Raw genomic sequence first — 22,886 nt, 5'->3', positions numbered from 1 at the left:
TCCGCGGCGGCGGCTGGCTTGGCCGGCACCATCTTGCGCGTGCCGGGCGGCTTGCCCGGCACGCGAACTACTGGCGGCTTCGTACTTGCGTACTCGGCATCCTCGGCGTACTCAGTTCTTCTCGATGGAAACGTTGTCGAACGACTCGTTCAGGCCGATCGCGGTGGTCACGAGGTTCTTGACGTTCTTGCGGTACAGCGTCGGGAACTCCAGCTCGAACAGGTTGCCCGCGGCCACATCCGTCATCAGGATCTTCTGCACCCCGGTGTAGAGCTTCTGGCGCTCGACCGGGTCCATGGTGATGCTGGCCTTGGCCCACAGCTCGTCCGCCTGCGGATTGCTATAGCCCTGCACATTGGCGAACGGCGTCCCCTTGACGATGTTCTTGGTCACGTAGAGCCGCTCCACGCCCAGCGCCGGGTCGCCGTACTGATAGGTGTAGGTGGCGGTCAGGTCGAAGTCCCAGTTGCTGACGCGGCTGGACCAGGTGCCGGCATCGGCCGACTCGATGCTGGCCTTGAAGCCGAGCTGTTCCAGCATCTGCTTCATGTACTCGTCCAGGCGGTCCCAGTTGGCGCCATAGGAAGAGGACAGGATCTTGACCGGGTACTGGCCCACATTGACGCCGGACTCCTTGATCAGCTCGCGCGCCTTCTTCAGGTTGAAGTCATAAGCCGGTGTGTTCTTGTCGAAGAACAGCGTGGCGGACGCAAACGGGCTGACCGCCGGTTTGCCCATGCCGAAGAAGATGTTGTTGACGATCATCTGGCGGTTGAGCGCGTGCATCACCGCCTGGCGTACCTTCACGTTGTTGAACGGCGGCTTGCGCATGTTCATCAGCAGGTTCGACATGGGCGAGAACAGCTCCCAGCCCTTGGTGGTGTATTCCACGTTGGGCAGCGCGCGCAGGCGCTTGACGTCCACGTTGTCGACGTCGCCGCCGCGCAGCACCTGCACGTCGCCCTTCTCGAACGCCACCGCACGCGAGGCCGAATCCGGGATCACGTAGAAGACCAGCTCGTCCAGGTAGGGCTTGCCCTTCTTCCAGTAGTTGGGGTTCTTCGCCAGCTTGATGTAGGCACCCTTCTTCCATTCCTTGAACATGAAGGGGCCGGTGCCGACGGGCTTCTGGTTGGCCGGGTTGTTGCGGTAGTCGGTGCCGTCGTAGATGTGCTTGGGCATCATCGGCATGGTGCCGGTCTCGAACATCGAGATAAAGGGCGGGAACGCTTCCTTCAGCTTGATCTCGACCGTGCTGTCGTTGACCGCGCGGATCGACTCCATGTATTTGTTGAGCACCGCGCGCGTGCGCACATGCACCTCGCGCAGCATCTTGTCGATGGAGAACACCACGTCGGCCGAGGTGAAGGGCTTGCCGTCGTGCCACTTCACGCCGCTCTGCAGCTCGAAGGTATAGGTCAGGCCATCGGGCGAGATCTTCCACGACCTGGCCAGCTCGGGACGCGGCTTCAGGTCCGGGCCGTAGGTCAGCAGGCCCTGGTAGATCTTGCCGGCCACGTACTGCGTGGGCGCCTGCGAGTTCATCGCGCTGATCAGGACCGGCGGCTCGGGCTGGACGATGGCGGACAGCGTGCCGCCGGCGGTTTGCGCGACGGCGCTGCCGGCGGGCAACAGCACCGGGGCGAGCGCCAGGCCGGCAGTGGCCAGCGCCATCGACACCAGGCTTTTGCCAAAGCTCTTTTTCAGGTGTTGGGTGAGATGTTTCATCGGTCGGTTTCCTATGGTAGTGATCGTGAGCCGCTGATGCGGATGACGACGAGCTTCGATGGCTTGAGTCCATGGCGCCTCATGCGGCCCCGTCAAGCCGCATGAGATGTCGCGCGCCGCCATGGCGGCGCTTTGCTCAGCTGGTGGCCGGTTCGACACCGCACCAGTCGTGCATGAACTGAGCGAGCGTGGTGGCAACGCGCACCATGCTCTCGATGGAGACCGACTCGTCGATGCCATGGATGTTGCGTGCCTGCGGCCCGTAACAGGTCACCGGCGTTTCCAGCATCAGGCGGAAATGCCGCGCATCGGTGGTGGCGGTGGTGGCTTCGCGCCGCACTTCCTCTCCATTGACCTTGCGATGTGCTTCGCCCAGCGCCTGCATGCTGGGCACGTCGAGATCGAACTCGCAGCCCGGCGCGTGGAAGCCCTCATAGCGGATATCGAGCTGCAGATTGCTGGCCAGGCGTGCCAGCGTGGCGCGCACGGTGGTTTCCACGCGCGCCTTGGCATCGGTCACGCTCATGGTGGGGAAGAAGCCGATGCGCACGCCCAGCGTGCAGGTGCAGGGCACCGACGAATTCCATTCGCCGCCCTGGATCTGGCCGAGGTTGAAATTGATCGGGTGGGCGTGCTCGCGATACACGGCGGGACGGTTCTCGGGCAGGTTCCATTCCGCCTCCAGCTTGCGCAGGTCGGCCATCACTTCGATGCCGGCCTCGACCGGGTTCACGCCGCTGGTCATATAGGCGGCGTGCGCGGGCCGGCCGGTCAGCTCCACGAACATCCAGAACACACCCATCTGCGCGCTCATCAGGCTCTCGCCCAGCGGCTCGGGAATCACCACGGTATCGAAGGCAGCCAGCTTGCCGGCGCCCACCGCGCTGCGCAGCGCAGCCACGGTGGCGAGCGCGCCATTGCCGGTGTTCTCTTCCTCCAGCACGGAGTTGAAGCCGACCGCGCCCGCGGGCTGCACGCCGAGCGCCTTCAGCGCCTTGTAGGCGGCCAGCGTGCAGACGATGCCGGCCTTCATGTCGCCCGCGCCGCGGCCGAACAGCCAGCCGTCCTCGACGAAGGGCGCGTACGGCGACTGGCGCCACATCGACTCGGGGCCGGTGGGCACCACATCCAGGTGACCGTTGAACAGCACCGAGCGGCCGCCCTTGCCCGCCGGCCGGTGCGTGGCCAGCAGGTTGTAGCGCCCGCCGTCCGGGCAACACGGCGGCGAATACAGCGGCAGGTCCTTCAGCGTCTCGCTGCGCAGGTAGATGCGCTCGGGCTCGAGGCCAAGCTCGCGCAACGCGCCTTCCATGAACGTCACCGCCGGCTGCTCCTGTCCCGAAGGGCTCGCTGCCGCCACGAACCCGGACAGCGTGCGCACCATGTACGGCTCGAGCGCACGCACCGCCGCGGCGATGTCGCCGGTGGACAGCACGGGATGAGAAGCGACGGCGGTGGCGGACAAATCGGGACTGCCTGCAGGACGTTGCATAAGTGGCTCCACTGGCTGTCCGGCGCACGCATGAGGAACGTGTCCGGAGGGGAATCGAATCGACCGGATCGGCAAAACGTCGTCGAGGAAAACGACGGCCGACACAGGATGTGTGGAAAGTTAGCCGATCGTTGGTACCATACATAGGTCCATATTTTTCCTTTTGCGCGGGGCCACTTTGAAAGAGACGATTCTGTCGGAGCTGCTGCTGCAGCGTCTGGAGCGGCCCGCCGAAGGCGCGATGGATAAAAACGGCGCGCATATGAACCGCCAGCTCTACGAGATCATTCGCCAGGAGATCCTTGCTGGATCACTGGTTGCGGGCAGCAAGCTGCCCGCTTCGCGGATGCTGTCGAAAGAGCTAGGGGTTTCCCGCAATACCGTGCTTTACGCTTATGAGCAGTTGCTCGCGGAAGGGTATGTCACAGCATCGAGCGGAAGTGGCACCTTCGTGTCGCAGAGTTTTCCCGACCATAGTGCATTGCACAACATCAGGGCGAAAAGCGGCACCATCGCTGTGCCCGCGCCGCAGCAAAACCCGACCCGTTTCACGCTGTCGCGGCGCGGCCAGCATCTGGTGTCGCATTCTGGTGCATCGGATCGCCAATGGGGTGCCTTCGTTTCGGGCGTGCCCGATGTCTCGCTGTTTCCGCACGCGGTCTGGGCACGGCTGCTGAACAAGCACTGGCGCGCGCCGCGGCCCGAGCTACTGACGTATGCGCACAACGGTGGCTATCTGCCGCTGCGCCGGGTGCTGGCCGAACACCTGCGGCTGGTGCGCTCGGTACGCTGCGAGCCCGAACAGATCATCCTGACCACCGGCATCCATCAGGCCATCGACCTGATCGCCCGCCTGCTGGGCGACCCCGGCGACAAGGCCTGGATGGAAGACCCGGGCTACTGGGGCACACGCAGCCTGTTGCACAGCGCCGGCATCGAGACCATCCCGGTGCCGGTCGATAGCGAAGGCATCGCACCGGATGCGGCCACGCTGCAGAATCCGCCGCGCTTTATCTTCGCCACGCCCTCGCACCAGTACCCGCTGGGCATGATGATGAGCCTGTCGCGCCGGCGCATGCTGCTGGAGTACGCGCGCCAGCGCGGCGCCTGGATCGTGGAGGACGACTACGACAGCGAATTCCGCTTCGAGGGCCGGCCGCTGGCCTCGCTGCAGGGGCTGGACGAACACGACCGCGTGATCTACATGGGCACATTCTCCAAGACGCTGTTTCCCGGCCTGCGCATGGGCTTCATGGTGCTGCCCAAACCGCTCGCGCCGCATTTCGCCACCGGGCTGTCGGAGCTGTTCCGCGAGGGGCAGCTGGTACAGCAGGCGGTATTGGCGGACTTCATCGAGCAAGGACACTACGCCACCCATATCCGCCGCATGCGGCAGCGCTACGCGCAACGCCAGGGCCTGCTGCGCGAAGCCATCGCGGCGCGCTTTGGCGCGGACTGGCCCACTTCCACGCATGAGGCTGGCCTGCATATGGTGATCCACCTGCCGCCGGGGGCCGACGATCTCGGCATCAGCATGGCCGCGCGCACCCAGGGCCTGTCGACGCGGCCACTGTCGCGCTATTTCGCCAATCCCGCCCAGGCCGCCGGCCAGGGCCTGCTGCTGGGCTATGCCTGCGTGCCGGACGCAGAGATCGCGCCGGCCTTCCTCAAGCTGGCGGAGGTGATCGAACCCGCGCTGGAGCACCTGGCGCGCACGCAGGCGCCGCGCCGCGCACCGGCCGCGGCGATCAACCGGGAGGCGTGGAGCGGCGCCTGAGCGGGGATGTGGCGGCATTGGGCGTCTTGCAGGCGGGAGCGGCAGCGCGGCTACCGTTCCGTACGGGGCCGCCGCTCCCGGATATCTCAGCGCGCGCGCCGCGCGGCCTGCCTCAGCAAGTCGTAGAGCACCCGCGCGGCGCCCGAGACGGGCTTGCCGCGCCGCGCGATCAAGCCAAGCGTGCGGGAGACTTCCGGCGCCACCAACGCAATGCCGCGCAGCGTCGGGTGGCCCTCGACCGGCAGCGCCAGCCGCGGCACCGCCGCTACGCCCAGGCCGGCCTCCACCAGGCCCAGCAGCGACGAGACGTGCGCCACCTCGAAGAAGCCCGACGGCCGGCGCGCCAGTTGCGCCAGCGCCGCATCGATCAGCACGCGGTTGCCGCTTGACTTGTCGACAGTCATGAAACGCTCGTCGGCCAGTTCCTCCCACCGTATCCTGCGCCGCGCCGCCAGCCGGTGATCGCGCCGCACGGCCAGCACGAAGCGCTCGCTGAATATGCTCTCGAACTCCACCTCGGGTTCCTGCGTACCGATGAAGCTGATGCCAAAGTCCGCGCGCCCGCCGATCACGGCGTTCAGCACGGTGTTGGCGCTCTCGTCGAGGATACGCACGCGGATGCGCGGATGGCGCGCGGAGAACGCCGTCAGCACCGAAGGCAGGAAATAGTAGGCGGCGGACGGCACGCACGCCACGGTAACCAGTCCGCTGCGCTGCACGGCGAGATCGGAGATGCCGAGCATCGCGCTTTCGAGTTCCTCCAGCGCGGTGCGCGCGTGATCGAGAAAGAGCCTTCCCACATTGGTCAGCGAGACATGCCGCGTGCTGCGCTCGAACAGCCGCACGCCGAGCAGCAGCTCGAGCTTCTCGATGCGCCGGCTTAAGGCGGGCGCCGACAAATGCAGGTCCTCCGCCGCCGCGCGAAAGGAAGCGCGCTCCGCCACGGCAACAAAGGCCTGCAGTTCCTGCAGATCGAAATTGATGCGTGCCACGCAACTGTCCTTCACAGCATTGCAATTCACAAAGTATGCCACGCCCGCCATCATGGTCGCCATGCACAATGACATTCCCTGCGTACTGATGCGCGGCGGCACTTCGCGCGGTCCGGTCTTCCGCGCGGACTGGCTGCCCGCGGACCCGGCCAGGCGGGATCGCTTACTGCTGGCGGCAATGGGTTCGCCGCATGCGCTTCAGGTAGATGGACTCGGCGGTGGCCACCCGTTGACCAGCAAGGTGGCCATCGTCTCCCGCTCGGCGCGCGCCGGCTGCGACGTGGACTACCTCTTCGCCCAGGTGGCGACCGACCGCGCCGTGGTGGACACCCGCCCCAATTGCGGCAATATGCTCGCAGCGGTGGCGCCCTTTGCGGTGGAGGAAGGGCTGGTCGAGGCCGCCGGAGACCGGACCCGGGTACACATCTTCAATCTCAATACCGCCACCGTGGTGCAGGCACTGATCCATACACCCGGAGGCGTCGTCACCTACGAAGGCCACGCGCGCATCGACGGTGTCGCCGGCACCGGTGCGCCCATCCTGCTGGAGTTCGCGGATACCTGGGGCGGCATGACCGGCGCTCTGTTCCCGAGCGGCAGCCGGCTGGAAATGATCGATGGCGTGCCGGTGACATGCATCGATGCGGCCATGCCGCTGATGATCGTGGCCGCCGAGTCGCTCGGCCTGCGCGGCGACGAGGCGCCAGCCCTGCTCGACGCCGACCTGCCCCTGCTGGCGAGGCTGGAAGCGCTGCGGCGCAAGGCGGGGCAACGCATGGGGATGGGCGACGTAGGCGACAGCGTGGTGCCAAAACCCGCCCTGATCAGCGCGGCCCGCGAACGCGGCGCCGTGGTCTCCCGCTACTTCACGCCGACGCGTTGCCACCAGGCGCACGCGGTCACCGGCGCGATCGGTCTGGCCGCCGCCATGTTCACCCCCGGTACGCTCGTCGCACGCTATGCCGATGCCGGGGGCGGCCCGGGCGGCGGATGCGCGGCGATCCTGCACCCGGCCGGGCGCATCGAGATCGAGGTCCGTGCCGAGCGCATCGGCTCGGACGTACGGGTGCGCGGCGCGAGCCTGCTGCGGACCGCGCGCCGCATCATGAAGGGGTACCTGTCGGTACCGACGGACGCCTGTTTCTAGACTGGCGGCAACCACGCCATTCCGATAAGAGAGGAGACAAGACATGATTCGTGCAACCCGCACCGGCCTCGCGCTGGGCTTGCTGATACTCGCCGGCATCACGCTGCCCGTTGCGGCTGCCACTGTACCGGCCCCGGCATCGAGCTTTCCCGGCAAGTCCATCACCATCGTGGTACCCACCGCGGCTGGCGGCGCCAATGACGCCATGGCCCGTGTGCTGGCGCAGCATATGAGCGTTGGCCTGCGCACGCCGGTGATCGTCGAGAACCGCGCCGGCGCCAATGGCGCGATCGCCTCCGAGTACGTCGCCCGCGCGAAACCGGACGGCCATACCCTGCTGTTCGGCTATATAGCCACGCACGGCATCGGTCCCGCACTGCAAAGACTGCGCTACGACCCGGTCAAGGACTTCGTACCCGTCGGCATGGTGGCAAGCTCGCCGACCTTGCTCGTCGTCAATACCGCCGTCAAGGCAGCTGACGTCATGCAACTCGTCTCCCTGGCCAGAAACAAGGAGGCGCAGTTGAGCTATGCGTCGGCGGGCAACGGGACGGCGCCGCACGTGACTGCGGAACTGTTCCGCCTCGTCACCGGCGCAGAGCTGCTCCATGTCCCGTACAAGGGCTCCGCGCCGGCCTTGCTGGACGTGATCGCCGGCAATACCCAGGTGATGTTTCCCAGCCTGTTTACCGCCTATCCGCAAATCGTGAACGGCAGGATACGCGCGCTGGCGGTGGCCGGCGAGACGCGCACACCCTTGCTCGCCAACGTCCCGACCCTCAAGGAGGCTGGCGTGGACGGCGTTTCTGTCGATCAGTGGTACGCCATGTTCGCGCCTGCCGCGACGCCCGCGCACGTCGTCAGGACACTGAACCGGGCGCTCAACGACGCCTTGGCGGACCCGGCCGTATCGCTCAAGATTGCGGAACAGGGCGCCTACGTGCGCGCCGGCACGCCCGCGCAGCTGGGCGAGCTGGTGCGCGCCGAGCTGCGCAAATGGCAAGGCGTGGTGCAGGCCGCGGGAATTCGGCCGGACTGAGTGATATCGTGGCGCCATGCGGCCAGCCTGAATTGGCCCTTACGGCTACCGCCGGCTTCTCCTAGCATTGCTGCTTTCCATACCCGGATATCGTTGCCATGACCGACACCATCATCGCCGAACTGGCCAAGCTGCTCGACCCCGCCGGCCTGCAGGCGGGCGACGCCATCGAGACCCGCTTCCGCAAGGACTGGTACGCGCCGCTCGGCGCGGTGCCGCCGCTGGCCGTGGTGCGCCCGCGCACCACGCAGGAAGTGGCCGCGGTGCTCGCGCTGTGCCACCGGCTGCGCCAGCCGGTGGTGCCGCAGGGCGGCCTGACGGGGCTGGCCGGCGCGGCGACGCCGGAAGGCGGCGAGGTTGTGTTGTCGCTGGAACGCATGCGCGGCGTGGAAGAAATCGATGCGCAGGCCGGCACCATGACGGTGATGGCGGGCACCACGCTGCAGGCCGCGCAAGAGGCCGCGCGCGCGGCCGGCTGGTTGCTGGCGGTGGACCTGGGCGCGCGCGGCAGTTGCCAGATCGGCGGCAATATCGCCACCAACGCAGGCGGCAGCCGCGTGATCCGCTACGGCATGATGCGTGACCAGGTGCTGGGCCTGGAAGCCGTGCTGGCCGACGGCACGGTGGTGTCGTCGCTCAACAAGATGCAGAAGAACAATGCGGGCTACGACGTGCGCCAGCTCTTCGTCGGCAGCGAAGGCACGCTGGGCGTGATCACCCGCGCCGTGCTGCGGCTCGCGCCGCTGCCCTCGGCCACCCAGACCGCGCTGTGCGCGCTCTCCAGCTACGAGGATGTGGTGTCGCTGCTGCGCCACGCACAGCGCAAGCTCTCGGGCCGGCTCTCCGCCTTCGAGGCCATGTGGGCGGACTTCTACCAGCTGGTGACCACGCGCGTGCCGGGCGTGCGCGCGCCGCTGCCGCAGGGCCACCCGTTCTACGTGCTGCTCGACCTGCAGGGCAATGACGACGCGCAGGACGCCCCCGCCTTCCAGGGCATGCTGGAATCCGCCATGGAAGCCGGCCTGATCCAGGACGCCGCGGTGGCGTCCAGCCACAAGGAAGCGCAGCGCTTCTGGCAACTACGCGACGCGGTGGCCGAATTCCCCGTGATGTGGGCACCCAATGCCGCCTACGACGTCAGCCTGCCGATCGGCCGCATCGGCGAGTTCGCGGCTACGCTGCGCGAGCGCGTGCTGGCGACGTGGCCGCATGCCGAGCTGGTCAACTTCGGCCACGTGGGCGACAGCAACCTGCATGTCAGCGTGTACCTGCCCGGCGCCACCGACGCGGACTTTCCCGAGCACGAAATCTCGGATGTGATGTACGGCGTAGTGCAGGCGTTCAAAGGCAGCGTCTCCGCCGAGCACGGCATCGGCTTTCACAAGAAACCCTACCTGCACTGCTCGCGCACGCCGGAGGAGCTGGGGTTGATGCGGTTGCTCAAGCGGGCGCTGGATCCGCACAATATTCTCAGTCCGGGGCGGGTGTTCGATCCCGCTTGATGAAGGCGCATTGATGCCGCAAGCGAGCGCGCGCAAATCGCAAGTTGCCTGCCCCGGTTCGCGCCGTCATGTGTTCAAGCTGCCGCGAGGTCGCGTGGCGCGATCTGGGCGGCAATCTCTTTGCCGTGTTCGCGCTGCGCGATTTTCAGGTCATAAGCCTGTTGCAGGTTGAGCCAGGACTCGGCATCACCGCCGAAGTAGCGCGCCAGCCGCATGGCGGTGTCCGGCGTAATCCCCCGGCGTTCGCGCACGATGTCGTTGATGCGGGCCGCGGTGACATGCAGTGCCACAGCGAGCGCGTTGGCGCTCATACCCAGAGGAACCAGAAACTCCTCGCGGAGGATTTCGCCGGGATGGATCGGTCGCATACCGTTCTGGAAGCGGGCCATGGTGATCTCCTTTCAGTGATAGTCCACGATCTCGACGGCCTCCGGGCCGTCTGGCGTCCAAACGAAGCACACTCGCCACTGATCGTTGACCCGGATGCTGTGCTGCCCCTTGCGGTTCCCTCCCAGCGCTTCCAGCCGGTTGCCAGGCGGAGATCGCAGGAAGTCTAGCGTGGCGGCGGAGCTTCATGGCAATTTTCTTCTTTGTTTGTTGTGGTGCGATGGCAAAACGGCACGGCTACGCCCGGCCGCCCGCGTGGGCGGCCGGGTCGATCGGTCTCTCAGCCGGTCTTTACGCCAGACGCCGGCAGCGCCGCATGCCCGCTGTCATCCTTCAGGTCCACGCCGCTGCGCCCCAGCGCCAGCGCGCCGCGCAGCAGGAAGGCAAGCTTGTCGGCGGCCTGCGCATAGGACAGTCCTTCCGGGCGCACATTGGAGATGCAGTTGCGCTCGGCGTCGCTGCGGCCGGGACGCGGGTCGTGGGTGAGATAGACCCCCAGGCTGTCGGGCGAGCTGAGCCCCGGCCGCTCGCCGATCAGCATCACCACCTGCCGCGCGCCGAGCAACAGCCCGGCCTCGTCGCCGAGCGCCACGCGCGCCTGTTCGGCCACCACCACGGGCCCGATACGCCAGCCGGGCAGGCGCTCGCGCGCGGCCAGCAGCAGCGGCACGCCATGGCGTTCGGCAGCCAGCGCGGACAGGCCATCGGCAATCACGAAGACCACGTCGGGCGCATCAGCCGGGCGCGCCTGCGCCAGGCTTGCACGGCTGGCGTGGTCGAGCTGCCGGCCCAGGTCCGGGCGCCGCAGATAGTGCTGGCGATCGGCCGCAGCGCTGTGCGCGGCCACGCTGGCAAAGCCTGCATCGCGCAACGCCTGCTCGATGACGGCACGCGCCAACGGCAGGTGCACCGCATCGCGCGCCTGCGCGTGTGCCAGGCCGAAGGCGAGCACCGTGTCCGTGGTCTGGCTGTTGCCGGCGCGGCCCAGCGCGATGCGCGCCACGGTGAACTGGCGCAGGCGTTGCCAGGGGTTGTCGTGGATCAGCTTCTGGCTCATGGCGGCGGCCCCGGACGTGCGCGGTGGAATCAGGCGGCCCTCACAGGCCGTGGGCGAGTTGCAGCAGCGGCTGGCGCTCGGCCAGCTCCAGCAGGCGTCCGTCCGCGTCGAGGATGCCCATGCGCTGCAGCCAGTCCTCGAACTCCGGCGCCGGCCGCAGGCCCAGCGTGTCGCGCAGGTAGAGCGCGTCGTGGAAGGAAGTGCTCTGGTAGTTCAGCATGATGTCGTCGGCACCGGGCACGCCCATGATGAAATTGATGCCAGCCACGCCGAACAGCGTCAGCAGCGTGTCCATATCGTCCTGGTCGGCCTCGGCATGATTGGTGTAGCAGACGTCGCAGCCCATCGGCACGCCGAGCAGCTTGCCGCAGAAGTGGTCCTCCAGCCCGGCGCGGATGATCTGCTTGCCGTCGTACAGGTATTCGGGGCCGATAAAGCCCACCACCGTGTTCACCAGCAGCGGCGAGAACTCGCGCGCCACCGCATAGGCGCGCGCCTCCATGGTCTGCTGGTCCACGCCATGGTGCGCATTGGCCGACAGCGCGCTGCCCTGGCCGGTCTCGAAGTACATCAGGTTGTTGCCCACGGTGCCGCGCGCCAGGCCTTGCGCGGCGTCGTGCGCCTCGCGCAGCAGCGCCAGGCTGATGCCGAAGCCGGCATTGGCGCGCTCGCTGCCGGCCACCGACTGGAACACCAGGTCCACCGGCGCGCCCTGCTCGATGGCGCGCAGGGTATTGGTGACGTGCGTGAGCACGCAGGACTGGGTCGGCACGTCGAAGCGGCAGCGCAGGTCGTCGACCAGGCGCAGCAGCATGACAATGGCGCCGAGGTTGTCGCTGGCCGGGTTGATGCCGATGGTGGCGTCGCCGCAGCCATAGAGCAGGCCGTCGATCATCGAAGCGGCGATGCCGCGGGCGTCGTCGGTGGGATGGTTGGGCTGCAGCCGCACCGAGAGCCGCCCTGGCAGGCCGATGGTATTGCGAAAGCGCGTGACCACGCGGCACTTGCGCGCCACCGCCACCAGGTCCTGGTTGCGCATCAGCTTGCTGACCGCGGCCGCCATCTCGGGCGTAATACCTCGCGCCACGCGCGCCAGCACGGCGGTGTCGGTCTCGTGCAGCAGCAGCCAGTTGCGGAAGTCACCCACGGTGAGGGCGGCGATCTCGCGGAAGGCCTGGCCGTCATGGCGATCGACAATCAGGCGCGTGACCTCGTCCTCCTCGTAGGGCACCAGCGCTTCGCTCAGGAAATGCGCCAGCGGCAGCTCGGCCAGCGCCATGCGCGCGGCCATGCGTTCCTCTTCGCTGGCGGCGGCGAGGCCGGCCAGGCAGTCGCCCGAGCGCGCCGGGCTGGCCTTGGCCAGCAAGGTCTTGAGATCGGCAAAGAAATGGCGCCGCGACGCCACGGTGTGGGCAAAGGTCATGATCGATCCGTCCCGGTCAGCCACGAAAGAGCGCCCCGTTGCAGGCCGTGCGCCGGCAAGGGGCCGGGCCGCAGGCTGGCGGATGCGCGAACGCCAGCCCGATCATAGCAATCGCGGGCGTACGTTGTCGCCCTTGTACGATAGTCCGCGCTTGCCATCGCCACCCGCGCACCGGACAATCAAGCGACGTACAATCCACAGACGCCCGCCCGTCCTCCCGACGTCGCGGCCATCCACGCAGGAGACTTGATGAATCAACCCGATCCGCCGCGCTTGCCCCGCTTGCCGGAAGCAAAGTGGTTCAGTGTCGGCACGGCCGCTTACATCCTGACCGCCCTGGCGCTCTGGGTGGTGATGCAGGCCAACCTGGTGTCAGCCCTGATGGCGGGCCTGCTGCTGTACTCCCTGGTGGATGTGCTGGCACCCAGGCTGGTGCGCCTGCACCAGCGCCATGACGTGCTGGCGGTGGCGATCCTGTCGTCGGTCACATTGCTGGTGCTGACGCTTGGCGTGTGGGGGCTGGTGCGCTTCGTCAGCGGCGACGGCAACACCCTGGACACCCTGCTGATCCGCACCGCCGACATCATCGACAAATCGCGCGCCCAACTGCCGGTATGGGTGAGCAACGCGCTGCCCCGCGGCGTGGACGAACTGGCCACCACGCTGATCGCCTGGCTGCGCGAACACGCGCAGATGGCGCAGAAATTCGGCGCCGAGGTACTGCGCGCCCTGGCGCACATCCTGATCGGTTTCGTGATCGGCGCCATGGTGGCGCTCTACCGCGCCATCGTCAAACCCAACCGCAGGCCGCTGGCCAGCGCGCTGGTGGAGCGGGCGCGCAACCTGCAACTGGCCTTCTCGCAGTTCATCTTCGCCCAGGTGCAGATCTCGCTGATCAACACCGTGCTGACGGCGATCTACCTGCTGGTGGTGCTGCCCCTGTTCGGCGTGCACCTGCCGCTGTCCAAGACGCTGGTGGCACTGACCTTCCTGGTCGGGCTGCTGCCGGTGCTGGGCAACCTGGTATCGAACGCGGGCATCGTGGTGGCCTCGCTGTCGATCTCGCTGCCGATGGCGATCGTCTCGCTGTTCTACCTGGTGGTGATCCACAAGCTCGAATACTTCCTCAACGCGCGCATCATCGGCGCGCGCATCAACGCCGCCGCCTGGGAGCTGCTGACGGTGATGCTGCTGATGGAATCGCTGTACGGCATCCCGGGCGTGATCGCCGGGCCGATCTATTACGCCTACCTGAAGCGCGAACTGGCCAACGCCGGGCTGGTCTGAGCCGGCGAGGGGCAGGCAAGGCGTAGGTATTTACCCGCTATTGCCCATCCCCGGCCGCCGCGGAGCGCTGCCGCCGGCACAGGAAACCCGCGGCGGCAGGCAAGGATGCCGGCAATCCGGACGTGGTTGGACCAATTCCGCCTAAGCCGCGCCCTCTTCCACGCGGCTGCGCACAAAATCGATATGCGTCTGCATGGCCGTGCGCGCCTCCTCCGGGCGGCGCGCGCAGATCGCCTCGCACAGCGTGCGGTGCTGTAGCAGCAGCAGCGCGGAGGCGTCTTCGTCCTGCACCCGCAGGCCGGTGCCGTTGATGGTGATGTGCTCGCGCAGCATGCCGATCACGCTGGTATGCAGATGCAGGAACATGGTGTTGTGCGAGGCCTGGGCAATGGCCTCGTGCAGCCTGGCGTCGGCCTCGGCCTCGGCCGCCTTGTCGTCCTGCTCGCGGGAGGTCTCCAGCGCGCGCAGCAGGCCACGGATGCGCTTGAGGTCGGCGGCGTCGGCACGCAGCGCGGCGAAGTAGGCGGTGGCGCCTTCCAGCACCCGGCGGAACTCCAGGATATCGTCGCGCAGCACCGGGTGGTCGGCCACCAGCTGGCGCCAGGGCGAGGCGATGCCGGTGCGCAGCTGATCGGTCACGAACACCCCGGCGCCCTGCCGGCTCTGCAGCAGCCCGCGCGCCGCCAGCCGCTGGATGGCCTCGCGGATGGTATTGCGCGCGACCCCGTATTGTTCGGCCAGCAGCCGCTCCGCGGGCAGGCGGGCGCCGGCCGGCCAGGTGCCGTCCAGCATGGCCGTTTCCAGTTTCCGCATGACCTGTTCCACGCGCCCGCGCGCCTGCATGCCCGCCGCCATCTTCCGCTCCGAAATCATCCATCGCCCCCGCCTGGTCCAACCAATTTGAACCGGCGCGCGTCTCGCGGAATTATGCGCCAAACATCGGCAGGCCTGACAGCCAGGCGCCGGCCCCACGGAGCGAGACATGAAGCAAAGGCGCTACCCCCCTGCCCCGGCGCAGGCCTACCTGTTCGCCACCTGCCTGGTCGACCTGTTCGTGCCGCAAGCCGGCCTCGATGCGGTGCGCCTGCTGGAGCGCGAAGGCCTGACGGTGCACTTCCCGCGCGGACAGAGCTGCTGCGGCCAGCCGGCCTATAGCAGCGGCAACCCGGAACAGGCGCGCGACGTGGCGCGCGCCCAGCTCGACCTGTTCGCCCAGCCATGGCCGGTGATCGTGCCGTCGGGCTCTTGCGCCGGCATGATGCGGCACCACTGGCCCCAGCTCTTCGTGGACGACCCGGTGGCAGGCCCCAAGGCACGCGAACTCGCCGAACGCGTGTATGAGCTAAGCGAATTCCTGCTGCACGTGCTGAAGGTACGCTTCGACGCCGGCGGTGCCGCCGGGCAGCCGCCCGAGACCGTGGTGCTGCATACCTCCTGCGCGGCGCGCCGGGAAATGGGTACGCGCGAGCATGGCGTGGCCCTGGTCGACGCCCTGCCCGGCGTCACCCGTGCCGAGCACCAGCGCGAATCCGAATGCTGCGGCTTCGGCGGCACCTTCTCCCTCAAGCATCCCGATATCTCCGGCGCCATGGTGCAGGACAAGATCGCCTCGGCCTGCGCCACCGGCTGCGACCGGCTGGTCTCGGCCGATTGCGGCTGCCTGCTCAATATCGGCCACGCGGCAAAACACCAGGGCGCGGCCCTGCCGGTCGAGCACCTCGCCAGCTTCCTGTGGCGGCGTAGCGGGGGCCAGGCATGAGCGAGCTGACCTCCCGCGAACGCATGCTGGGCCGCCTGCGCGCGGCCGCGCCGGCCGCCGGGGCCGATACCAGCCAGCTGGATGCGCGCATCGACGCGCACTATCAAGGCCGCCGCCAAGCCGCATCCACCGGCCCGGCCACCGCGGCCGGCTACGCGCAAGCCATGCAAGCGGCCCTGGGCGCATCGCACGCGCAGGCCTGGTGCGCCAGCGCCGACGAATGGCCCGCGCAACTGGCGGCCAGGCTCGCCGCCGCCGGCGCGACGCGCCTGCTGCTGGACCCGTCCGGCCCGGAGGGCGCGGCGCTGTCCGCCGCGCTGCCGGCCACCGTGACGGCGCTCTCCTACGACCGCCCCATCGAAGCCTGGAAAGCCGAGCTCTTCGATACCGTTGACGCCGGCTTTACCGTGGCCCGGTCCGGCATCGCCGCCACCGGCACGCTGATCCTGGCGCCCGACGCGCAAACGCCGCGCACCGTCTCGCTGGTGCCGCCGCTGCATATCGCGCTGGTCTATGCCGATACGCTGCATCCCGACCTGCATGCCGCCGCCCGCGCCGAGCGCTGGAGCGCGGGCATGCCGACCAACCTGGTGCTGGTGTCGGGTCCGTCCAAGACCTCCGACATCCAGCAGACCCTGGCCTACGGCGCGCACGGCCCGCGCGAGCTGTGGGTGATCATCGTCACGCGCGGCGCGGCCACGGGAGCCAGGCAATGAGTACGCCCAACACCACCGGCGCGGCAGGCGCCGCGCCCCTGCACTTCGTGCCCGCGGCCGATTTCAAGGCACGCACGCGCGCCGCGCTCGACGATCCCAAGCTGCGCAGCAGCTTCCGCGGCGCCATGGATTTCCTGCAGGCCAAGCGCGCCGTGCAGTTCCCCGACGCAGACGAACTCGAACAACTGCGCGACCTCGGCGAGGCGGTGCGCCAGCATGCGTTGTCGCGCCTGCCGGACCTGCTGGTGCAGCTGGAGCAAAAACTCACGGCAGCCGGCGTGCAGGTGCATTGGGCCGAGAACGCCGAACAGGCCAACGCCATCGTGCACGGCATTGCGCAGGCACGCCGGGCGCGCCGCGTGATCAAGGGCAAGTCGATGGCCAGCGAGGAGATGGAGCTCAACCATTACCTGGCCGAGCGCGGCATCGACTGCATCGAGTCCGATATGGGCGAGTACATCGTCCAGCTCGCCGGCGAGAAACCCTCGCATATCGTGATGCCCGCCATCCACAAGACGCGCGGCGACATCGCCGAGCTGTTCGAGCGGCATATCCCCGGCACGCCCTACACCGAGGATGTGGACGAACTGATCCAGACCGGCCGGCGCGCGCTGCGGCAGGCGTTCGTCGACGCCGATATCGGCTTGTCCGGCGTGAACTTCGCCGCGGCCGACACCGGCACGCTGTGGCTGGTGGAGAACGAGGGCAACGGCCGCCTCTCCACCACCGTACCCGATGTGCATATCGCCATCATGGGCATGGAGAAAGTGGTGGCCAGGCTGGAGCACATCGTGCCGCTGGCCAGCCTGCTGACGCGCTCGGCCACCGGGCAGGCCATCACCACCTACTTCAACCTGATCTCCGGGCCGCGCAACGAGGCCCGCGGCGAACGCGACGGCCCGCGCGAGGTGCACCTGGTGCTGCTCGACAACGGCCGCAGCCAGGCCTATGCCGACGAGCAACTGCGCGCCACCCTGCAATGCATCCGCTGCGGCGCGTGCATGAACCATTGCCCGGTGTACACGCGCATCGGCGGCCATGCCTACGGCACCACCTATCCCGGGCCGATCGGCAAGATCATCTCGCCACACCTGCTCGGGCTCGAGGCCACCGCCGACCTGCCCACCGCCTCCAGCCTGTGCGGCGCCTGCGGCGAAGTGTGTCCGGTGCGCATCCCGATCCCGCAACTGCTGATCCGCCTGCGCACCGAAGCCAACCGCGCGCCGGACGAACACGTCGCGCATCCGCTGCGCGGCCAGGGGGCGAAATACAGCCGCGGCGAGCACCTGATCTGGCGCTTCTGGAGCGGGGCCTTCGCGCATCCCTTCACCTATCGGCTGTTCCGCTGGGCGGCGACGCGACTGCGTGCGCTTACGCCTTCGCGCCAGCTCGGCTGGACGCGGCACCGGGCACCGCTCACGCCCGCGCCGCGCAGCCTGTCCGACTTGCTGCGCGAGCGCGGGCAAGCCGAGTAAGCCGGCGCGCTGATTTTTGTGAGGCCCGTGCTCGGGCCACACCCAAGGCGATGCGAAGCGAGCCGTGACGATACGGCTCCCCGCAGGGGTGGTGAAACTGCCTTTGACTTTGAGACTTTGCAGTTAGCCAGTCGCACAAGAAGTTGGCAAAGGGAAGCAATCCCAAACCAGCCAGGAAACAAAGAAACATAGAAACAGACAAGACACGAGCAACGACACGCCCCCAACGCATACCCATCCAAACGCAATCAACGGAGGAGACCCACCGTGCAACCCTGGACCCAGATCTACACGCCGCTAGGCAGCCTGTGGCTGTCCGCACTGGCCGCGGCCGTGCCCATCCTGTTCTTCTTCCTCGCGCTGGCGGTGCTGCGCATGAAGGGCCATGTGGCCGCCGCCATCACGCTGCTGCTGGCGCTCGGCGTTGCCATCTTCGCCTACGGCATGCCCGTGCCGCAGGCGCTGGCAGCCGCCGGATTCGGTTTTGCCTATGGCCTGTGGCCGATCGCCTGGATCATCGTGACCGCGGTGTTCCTCTACAAGATCGTGGTGAAGACCGGGCAGTTCGACATCATCCGCGCGTCGGTGCTGGCCATCACCGATGACCAGCGCCTGCAGATGCTGCTGATCGGCTTCGCCTTCGGCGCCTTCCTGGAAGGCGCGGCGGGCTTTGGCGCGCCGGTGGCGATCACCGCAGCCTTGCTGGTGGGCCTGGGCTTCAACCCGCTCTACGCGGCGGGCCTGTGCCTGATCGCCAACACCGCGCCGGTGGCCTTCGGCGCCATGGGCATTCCCATCATCGTGGCGGGCCAGGTGACCGGCATCGACGCCATGCACATCGGCGCCATGGCCGGCCGGCAACTGCCGCTGCTGTCGCTGGCGGTGCCGTTCTGGCTGGTGTTCATCATGGACGGCAAGCGCGGCGTGAGGGAAACCTGGCCGGCGGCGCTGGTGACCGGCGCCAGCTTTTCGATCACGCAGTACTTCACCTCGAACCACATCGGCCCGGAACTGCCGGATATCACCTCGGCGATGGTCAGCCTGGTATCGCTGACGCTGTTCCTGAAGGTATGGCAGCCGCGCGGCGCAAGCCAGCGCGCCGGCGGCGCGGTAAAGGCGGGCATCGGTGGCGCGGCCGCGCTGGCGCGCGTGGGCGGCGGCCTCGGCAACGCCGGTGGCATCGGCAACGCCGCGGGCGACAGCCGCCGCGCGTCGCCCTATACCGCGGCGCAGACCGTGCGCGCCTGGGCGCCGTTCGGCATCCTCACCGCCATCGTCACGGTATGGAGCCTGCAACCGTTCAAGGCGCTGTTCGCCGGTGACGGCGCGCTGGCCGGCTGGGTGCTGAAATTCCATGTGCCGGCGCTGGACCAGCTGGTCGTCAAGACCGCGCCGATCGTCGCGCAGCCCAAGGCCTACGAGGCCGTGTTCAAGCTCGACCTGATCTCGGCGGTCGGCACCGCCATCCTGCTGACCGCGCTGATCTCGGCCGTGCTGCTGCGCATGAAGCCGCGCGACGCGCTGGCTACCTTCGGCGAGACGCTGGTGGAACTGCGCCGCCCGATCCTGTCGATCGGCCTGGTGCTGGCCTTCGCTTTCGTCGCGAACTACTCCGGCATGTCGTCGACCCTGGCGCTGCTGCTGGCCGGCACCGGCGCGGCCTTCCCCTTCTTCTCGCCCTTCCTGGGCTGGCTGGGGGTGTTCCTGACCGGTTCGGATACGTCGTCGAACGCGCTGTTCTGCTCGCTGCAGAGCACCACCGCCCACCAGATCGGCGTGTCCGACACGCTGCTGGTGGCGGCCAATACCACCGGCGGCGTGACCGGCAAGATGATCTCGCCGCAATCGATCGCGGTGGCCTGCGCGGCAACCGGGCTGGTCGGCAAGGAATCGGAGCTGTTCCGCTTCACCGTCAAGCACAGCCTGCTGTTCGCGGTGATCGTGGGCATCATCACCGTGCTGCAGGCCTACGTCTTCACGGGCATGGTGCCGCACTGAGCGGACACCGGCGATGGCCGCGCGCCAGGCGCGGCCATCGCCATGCCGCAGCCTTCACTCGCTGTCGTTGGCGGCGGCGCGCGGCAGGAACCGGTCTCCCTCGGCCAGCGGCGCATAGCGGTAGGTGGCCGGCGTGCGGCTCAGCTTGACGGGCGAGCCCAGGCCCTTGTAGCCGTCCGCCATCTCCACCACCATCTCGCGGTGCGCCGTGTGCGGGTGCTGCAAGGCATCGGCCACCGACAGCACCGGCGCGCACGGCACGCCGGCGGCCACCAGCGTATCGGCCAGCACCTTGCCGTCCAGCTTGCCCATGCGGGCCTCCAGTTCCACCTTCAGCAAGGCACGGTTGACCGAGCGCGCGCCCGCGGTGGCGTAACGCTCGTCGTCGGCCAGCGCGGGCAGGTCCAGGTGCTCGCACAGGATGCGGAACTGGCGATCGTTGCCAACCGCGAGAAAGATCGGGTCGGTGGCGGTGGCGACGGTGTCGTAAGGATAGATGTTCGGATGCGCGTTGCCGGTGCGGGTGGGCTCCTTGCCGCTCATGAACCAGTTGGCCGCATGCGGGTGCAGCAGCGACAGGCCCGAGTCGTACAGCGCCGCCTCGACGAACTGGCCGCGCCCGCTGCGCTCCCGCTCCTGCAGCGCCAGCAGCACGCCCAGCGCGGCATTGAGGCCGGTCACCATGTCCACCACCGGCAAACCCACGCGCAGCGGATCGCCGCCGGCTTCGCCATTGATGCTCATGATGCCCGCCATGGCCTGGATGGCGGCATCGTAGCCGGGCAGGCCGCCCAGCGGGCCATCGGCGCCGAAGCCCGAAACCCGGCAATGCACCAGGCGCGGATAGCGTGCCGACAGCACGTCATAGCCCAGGCCCCATTTCTCCAGCGTGCCGGTCTTGAAGTTCTCCACCAGCACGTCGGCATCCGCCAGCAGTGCCAGCAGCACCTCGCGGTCGGCGTCGGTGGTGAGGTCCAGGCGCATCACGCGCTTGTTGCGGTTCAGCCCGAAGTAGTACGAGGCCACGCCGTCCTTGAACGGAGGGCCCCAGGTACGCGTGTCGTCGCCCTGGGGCGGCTCGATCTTGAGCACGTCGGCGCCGTGGTCGCCGAGGATCTGGCCGCAGAAGGGGCCACCCAGGATGCGGGAAAGATCGACCACGCGGATGCCGGCGAGCGCGCCGGGGGTGACAGGGAGTTTGCTCATCGAATGGGTTCCGTAGCTGCGGCGATTGCCGATTGACTATTCACGATTGACGGTTGACGTTGCCTGCTCAGGCAGCCGGCGCGCTCGCGCGCTCGAGCAGCTTGAAGGTGCCGGTAGCCAGCGCCAGCAGTTCTCCCTGTTCGTCGCGGATCTCGCCGCGCGCGAAGCACAGGGAACGGCCGCGCCGCTCGCACCAGGCGGTGGCCGTCAGTTCACCGCGTCCGGGCGCGGTGAAATGCAGCGACAGGTCGATCGTCGCCACGCCGAAGCGGCGCGGGTCGTGGCCGCGCGCGGCGCAGGACAGCGCGCAATCCAGCAACGTCGCCAGCGCGCCGCCGTGCACGTCGCCGCGGCTGTTGGTGTGATCGGGGTGATAAGCCATGCGCACGCGCGCCTCCTTGGCGTCAACGTGCACGCCGGTCAGCCCGAAGACACGGGCCATCGGCATCGGCAGGGCGAACAGCACACCCGGCGCTTCACCGGCAAACTCGTTGACGGGCGCGGGCTGGGAGAGATCGTTCATATACGGCGGGGTCGGTTCGGTTGGTGGCGGTCATGGAGGGCCGGGATGATGGGACGACGGGCTGCCATGAAGGCAAAGCGGGCGCCGCTGCGTTGCGGCGCCCACCTCTGCGCTGTCATGCCATCGCGTGCGCCGGGGCGCAGGCCGGTTCGCAAACGTCGATACTACCGCCGAACCGGCATTCGTTCATAGCCTCGCTGCGCGGCCCCGTGCGCTCAGTCCAGCTGGGCGCCCGATTTCTGCACCACGCCGTGCCATTTGCTCACCTCGGCCTTGACGAAGCTGCCAAGCTGCTCGGGCGTGGTCGACGATGCGAACTCCAGGCCCTGCGCCTGCAGGGTCTTGCGCACGTCGGGCTGCTTCAGCGCGTCGGCGAACGCGTGGTTGAGCTTCGCGATCACCGCCGGCGGCGTGCCTGCCGGCGCGACCACGCCGAAGAACACCGAAACGTCGAAGCCGGCCACGCCCTGCTCGGCCACCGTGGGCACTTCGGGCAGCGCCTGCGAGCGGCCCTTGGTGGTCACGCCCAGCACGCGGAACTTTCCGCTCTTGATGAAGGGCAGCGCGGTCAGCACGTCGGTGAAGGCCATGCTGACCTGGCCGCCGAGCAGGTCATTGAGCGCGGGGCCGGTGCCCTTGTAGGGGATGTGGCGGAAGTCGGTGCCGGCCAGGTTGTTGAACAGCACGCCGGCCAGGTGCGAGGAAGCGCCGTTACCCGATGAGGCATAGGTCAGCTTGCCGGGATGCGCCTTGCCATAGGCGATCAGTTCGCTCACGTTCTTGGCCGGCACCGACGGGTTCACCACCAGCACATTGGGCAACTCGCCGATCTGGATCACCGGCGCGAAGCTCTTGACCGGATCGTAGTTGATCTTGCGGTAGAGGCTGACATTGATCGCCAGCGGGGCCGAGGTGCCGAACATCAGCGTGTAGCCGTCGGGCTCGGCACGCGCCACCGCTTCGGCACCGATATTGCCGCCGGCGCCGGCACGGTTCTCCACCACCACGCTCTGCCCGAGGCTGGGCTTGAGCGCCGCGGCCAGGGTGCGCGCCATCACGTCGGTCGGGCCGCCGGGCGGATAGGTCACGATCATCATGATGGGCTTGGACGGGAATGCCTTCTGCGCCAGCGCGGGGGCCACGCCCACGCAGAGGGTGCAGGCGGCGACCGCCGCGATACGTTGCCAGAGGGTCATGCTTGTCTCCTGATATTGGTCTGTCTGGTCTATCTCCACCGGGCGGGTGATGCCGTGGCGGAGTGTGCGGCGCCGGGTCCTGGCGGCGCTGCGGGGGCTGGTTGTTGCTGGTTGCTGCTGTGGTATTGCGTGGCGATTTCCACCTCTTGTCCGCTCCCCTCTCCCCATGAGGAAGGAGCGAC

19 protein-coding genes and 1 pseudogene are annotated in these 22,886 nt (G+C 68.0%); 9 read left to right on the top strand and 11 right to left on the bottom strand.

Features of this window, described 5'->3' with window-relative positions:
* Nucleotides 1–111: 111 nt before the first annotated feature.
* A complete protein-coding gene (locus P3W85_RS39395; RefSeq protein WP_276268790.1) occupies nt 112–1,728 on the bottom strand; it encodes an ABC transporter substrate-binding protein in 1,617 nt (538 codons plus the stop codon).
* 136 nt (nt 1,729–1,864) lie between these two features.
* Nucleotides 1,865–3,220, bottom strand: a complete 1,356-nt coding sequence (locus P3W85_RS39390) for an ArgE/DapE family deacylase (RefSeq protein ID WP_276268789.1) — start codon at nt 3,218–3,220, stop codon at nt 1,865–1,867.
* 178 nt (nt 3,221–3,398) lie between these two features.
* Between P3W85_RS39390 and P3W85_RS39385 the strand changes: the two genes are divergently transcribed.
* Nucleotides 3,399–4,997, top strand: coding sequence for a PLP-dependent aminotransferase family protein (locus P3W85_RS39385; RefSeq protein ID WP_276268788.1), 1,599 nt, complete (start codon nt 3,399–3,401; stop codon nt 4,995–4,997).
* An 86-nt stretch (nt 4,998–5,083) separates the two neighbouring features.
* Here P3W85_RS39385 and P3W85_RS39380 read toward each other — a convergent pair whose 3' ends face one another.
* The gene (locus tag P3W85_RS39380; protein WP_276268786.1) at nt 5,084–5,989 is read right to left on the bottom strand and encodes a LysR family transcriptional regulator; all 906 of its coding nucleotides are present in this window, start codon (nt 5,987–5,989) and stop codon (nt 5,084–5,086) included.
* On the opposite strand from P3W85_RS39380, the gene P3W85_RS39375 reads away from it, so the two are divergent.
* From P3W85_RS39375 to P3W85_RS39365, 3 genes are all read left to right on the top strand, one after another.
* A complete protein-coding gene (locus P3W85_RS39375; protein WP_346430330.1) occupies nt 5,979–7,136 on the top strand; it encodes a 4-oxalomesaconate tautomerase in 1,158 nt (385 codons plus the stop codon). The two genes, P3W85_RS39380 and P3W85_RS39375, sit on opposite strands and share 11 nt — an antisense overlap.
* Before the next feature lie 43 nt (nt 7,137–7,179).
* On the top strand, nt 7,180–8,175 hold the full coding sequence (locus tag P3W85_RS39370; RefSeq protein WP_276268785.1) for a Bug family tripartite tricarboxylate transporter substrate binding protein: 996 nt from the start codon (nt 7,180–7,182) through the stop codon (nt 8,173–8,175).
* A gap of 98 nt (nt 8,176–8,273) precedes the next feature.
* Entirely contained in the window at nt 8,274–9,677 is a 1,404-nt protein-coding gene (locus tag P3W85_RS39365) for an FAD-binding oxidoreductase (protein ID WP_276268784.1), read from the top strand.
* Nucleotides 9,678–9,751: 74 nt separating this feature from the next.
* On the opposite strand, the gene P3W85_RS39360 is transcribed toward P3W85_RS39365, so the two are convergent.
* The 4 genes and pseudogenes from P3W85_RS39360 to P3W85_RS39345 all read right to left on the bottom strand — a co-directional run bounded on the left by P3W85_RS39360 (nt 9,752) and on the right by P3W85_RS39345 (nt 12,544).
* Entirely contained in the window at nt 9,752–10,066 is a 315-nt protein-coding gene (locus P3W85_RS39360; protein ID WP_017231076.1) for a HigA family addiction module antitoxin, read from the bottom strand.
* Nucleotides 10,067–10,078: 12 nt separating this feature from the next.
* A pseudogene (locus P3W85_RS39355) lies at nt 10,079–10,246 on the bottom strand (type II toxin-antitoxin system RelE/ParE family toxin); the annotation flags it as partial.
* Between the two features lie 98 nt (nt 10,247–10,344).
* Nucleotides 10,345–11,121, bottom strand: coding sequence for an ethanolamine ammonia-lyase subunit EutC (gene eutC / locus P3W85_RS39350; RefSeq protein ID WP_276268783.1), 777 nt, complete (start codon nt 11,119–11,121; stop codon nt 10,345–10,347).
* Nucleotides 11,122–11,161: 40 nt separating this feature from the next.
* Nucleotides 11,162–12,544 (bottom strand): ethanolamine ammonia-lyase subunit EutB, encoded by a 1,383-nt coding sequence (locus P3W85_RS39345; protein WP_276268782.1) that lies wholly within the window; start codon nt 12,542–12,544, stop codon nt 11,162–11,164.
* Between the two features lie 249 nt (nt 12,545–12,793).
* Here P3W85_RS39345 and P3W85_RS39340 point away from each other — a divergent pair, with 249 nt between their 5' ends.
* Complete coding sequence (locus P3W85_RS39340; protein ID WP_017230630.1) at nt 12,794–13,831, top strand: AI-2E family transporter; 1,038 nt, start codon at nt 12,794–12,796, stop codon at nt 13,829–13,831.
* 141 nt (nt 13,832–13,972) lie between these two features.
* On the opposite strand, the gene P3W85_RS39335 is transcribed toward P3W85_RS39340, so the two are convergent.
* Nucleotides 13,973–14,686 (bottom strand): FadR/GntR family transcriptional regulator, encoded by a 714-nt coding sequence (locus P3W85_RS39335; protein WP_276268794.1) that lies wholly within the window; start codon nt 14,684–14,686, stop codon nt 13,973–13,975.
* 127 nt (nt 14,687–14,813) lie between these two features.
* Here P3W85_RS39335 and P3W85_RS39330 point away from each other — a divergent pair, with 127 nt between their 5' ends.
* The 4 genes from P3W85_RS39330 to P3W85_RS39315 all read left to right on the top strand — a co-directional run bounded on the left by P3W85_RS39330 (nt 14,814) and on the right by P3W85_RS39315 (nt 19,779).
* Nucleotides 14,814–15,590: a (Fe-S)-binding protein gene (locus tag P3W85_RS39330; protein ID WP_276268781.1), complete on the top strand. Its 777-nt coding sequence runs from the start codon at nt 14,814–14,816 to the stop codon at nt 15,588–15,590.
* A complete protein-coding gene (locus P3W85_RS39325; protein WP_276268779.1) occupies nt 15,587–16,306 on the top strand; it encodes a LutC/YkgG family protein in 720 nt (239 codons plus the stop codon). The genes P3W85_RS39330 and P3W85_RS39325 overlap by 4 nt, the downstream gene beginning before the upstream one ends.
* Nucleotides 16,303–17,781 carry a LutB/LldF family L-lactate oxidation iron-sulfur protein gene (locus P3W85_RS39320; RefSeq protein WP_017223976.1) on the top strand — a complete coding sequence of 493 codons (1,479 nt, stop codon included), beginning with the start codon at nt 16,303–16,305 and terminating at the stop codon, nt 17,779–17,781. Before P3W85_RS39325 ends, P3W85_RS39320 begins: the two co-directional genes overlap by 4 nt.
* Nucleotides 17,782–18,048: 267 nt before the next feature.
* Nucleotides 18,049–19,779 carry a lactate permease LctP family transporter gene (locus P3W85_RS39315; protein WP_276268778.1) on the top strand — a complete coding sequence of 577 codons (1,731 nt, stop codon included), beginning with the start codon at nt 18,049–18,051 and terminating at the stop codon, nt 19,777–19,779.
* 54 nt (nt 19,780–19,833) lie between these two features.
* On the opposite strand, the gene P3W85_RS39310 is transcribed toward P3W85_RS39315, so the two are convergent.
* The 3 genes from P3W85_RS39310 to P3W85_RS39300 form a co-directional block, all read right to left on the bottom strand.
* The gene (locus P3W85_RS39310; protein WP_276268777.1) at nt 19,834–20,985 is read right to left on the bottom strand and encodes a CaiB/BaiF CoA transferase family protein; all 1,152 of its coding nucleotides are present in this window, start codon (nt 20,983–20,985) and stop codon (nt 19,834–19,836) included.
* 67 nt (nt 20,986–21,052) lie between these two features.
* The gene (locus tag P3W85_RS39305) at nt 21,053–21,508 is read right to left on the bottom strand and encodes a PaaI family thioesterase (protein WP_276268776.1); all 456 of its coding nucleotides are present in this window, start codon (nt 21,506–21,508) and stop codon (nt 21,053–21,055) included.
* 215 nt (nt 21,509–21,723) lie between these two features.
* Complete coding sequence (locus P3W85_RS39300; RefSeq protein ID WP_017231378.1) at nt 21,724–22,704, bottom strand: Bug family tripartite tricarboxylate transporter substrate binding protein; 981 nt, start codon at nt 22,702–22,704, stop codon at nt 21,724–21,726.
* Between the last annotated feature and the right edge of the window lie 182 nt (nt 22,705–22,886).

Source organism: Cupriavidus basilensis (assembly GCF_029335485.1).
Lineage (GTDB): Bacteria > Pseudomonadota > Gammaproteobacteria > Burkholderiales > Burkholderiaceae > Cupriavidus > Cupriavidus basilensis_E.
The sequence above is the reverse complement of the archived record's forward strand: the minus strand, read 5'-3'. Positions and strand labels throughout refer to the sequence as shown.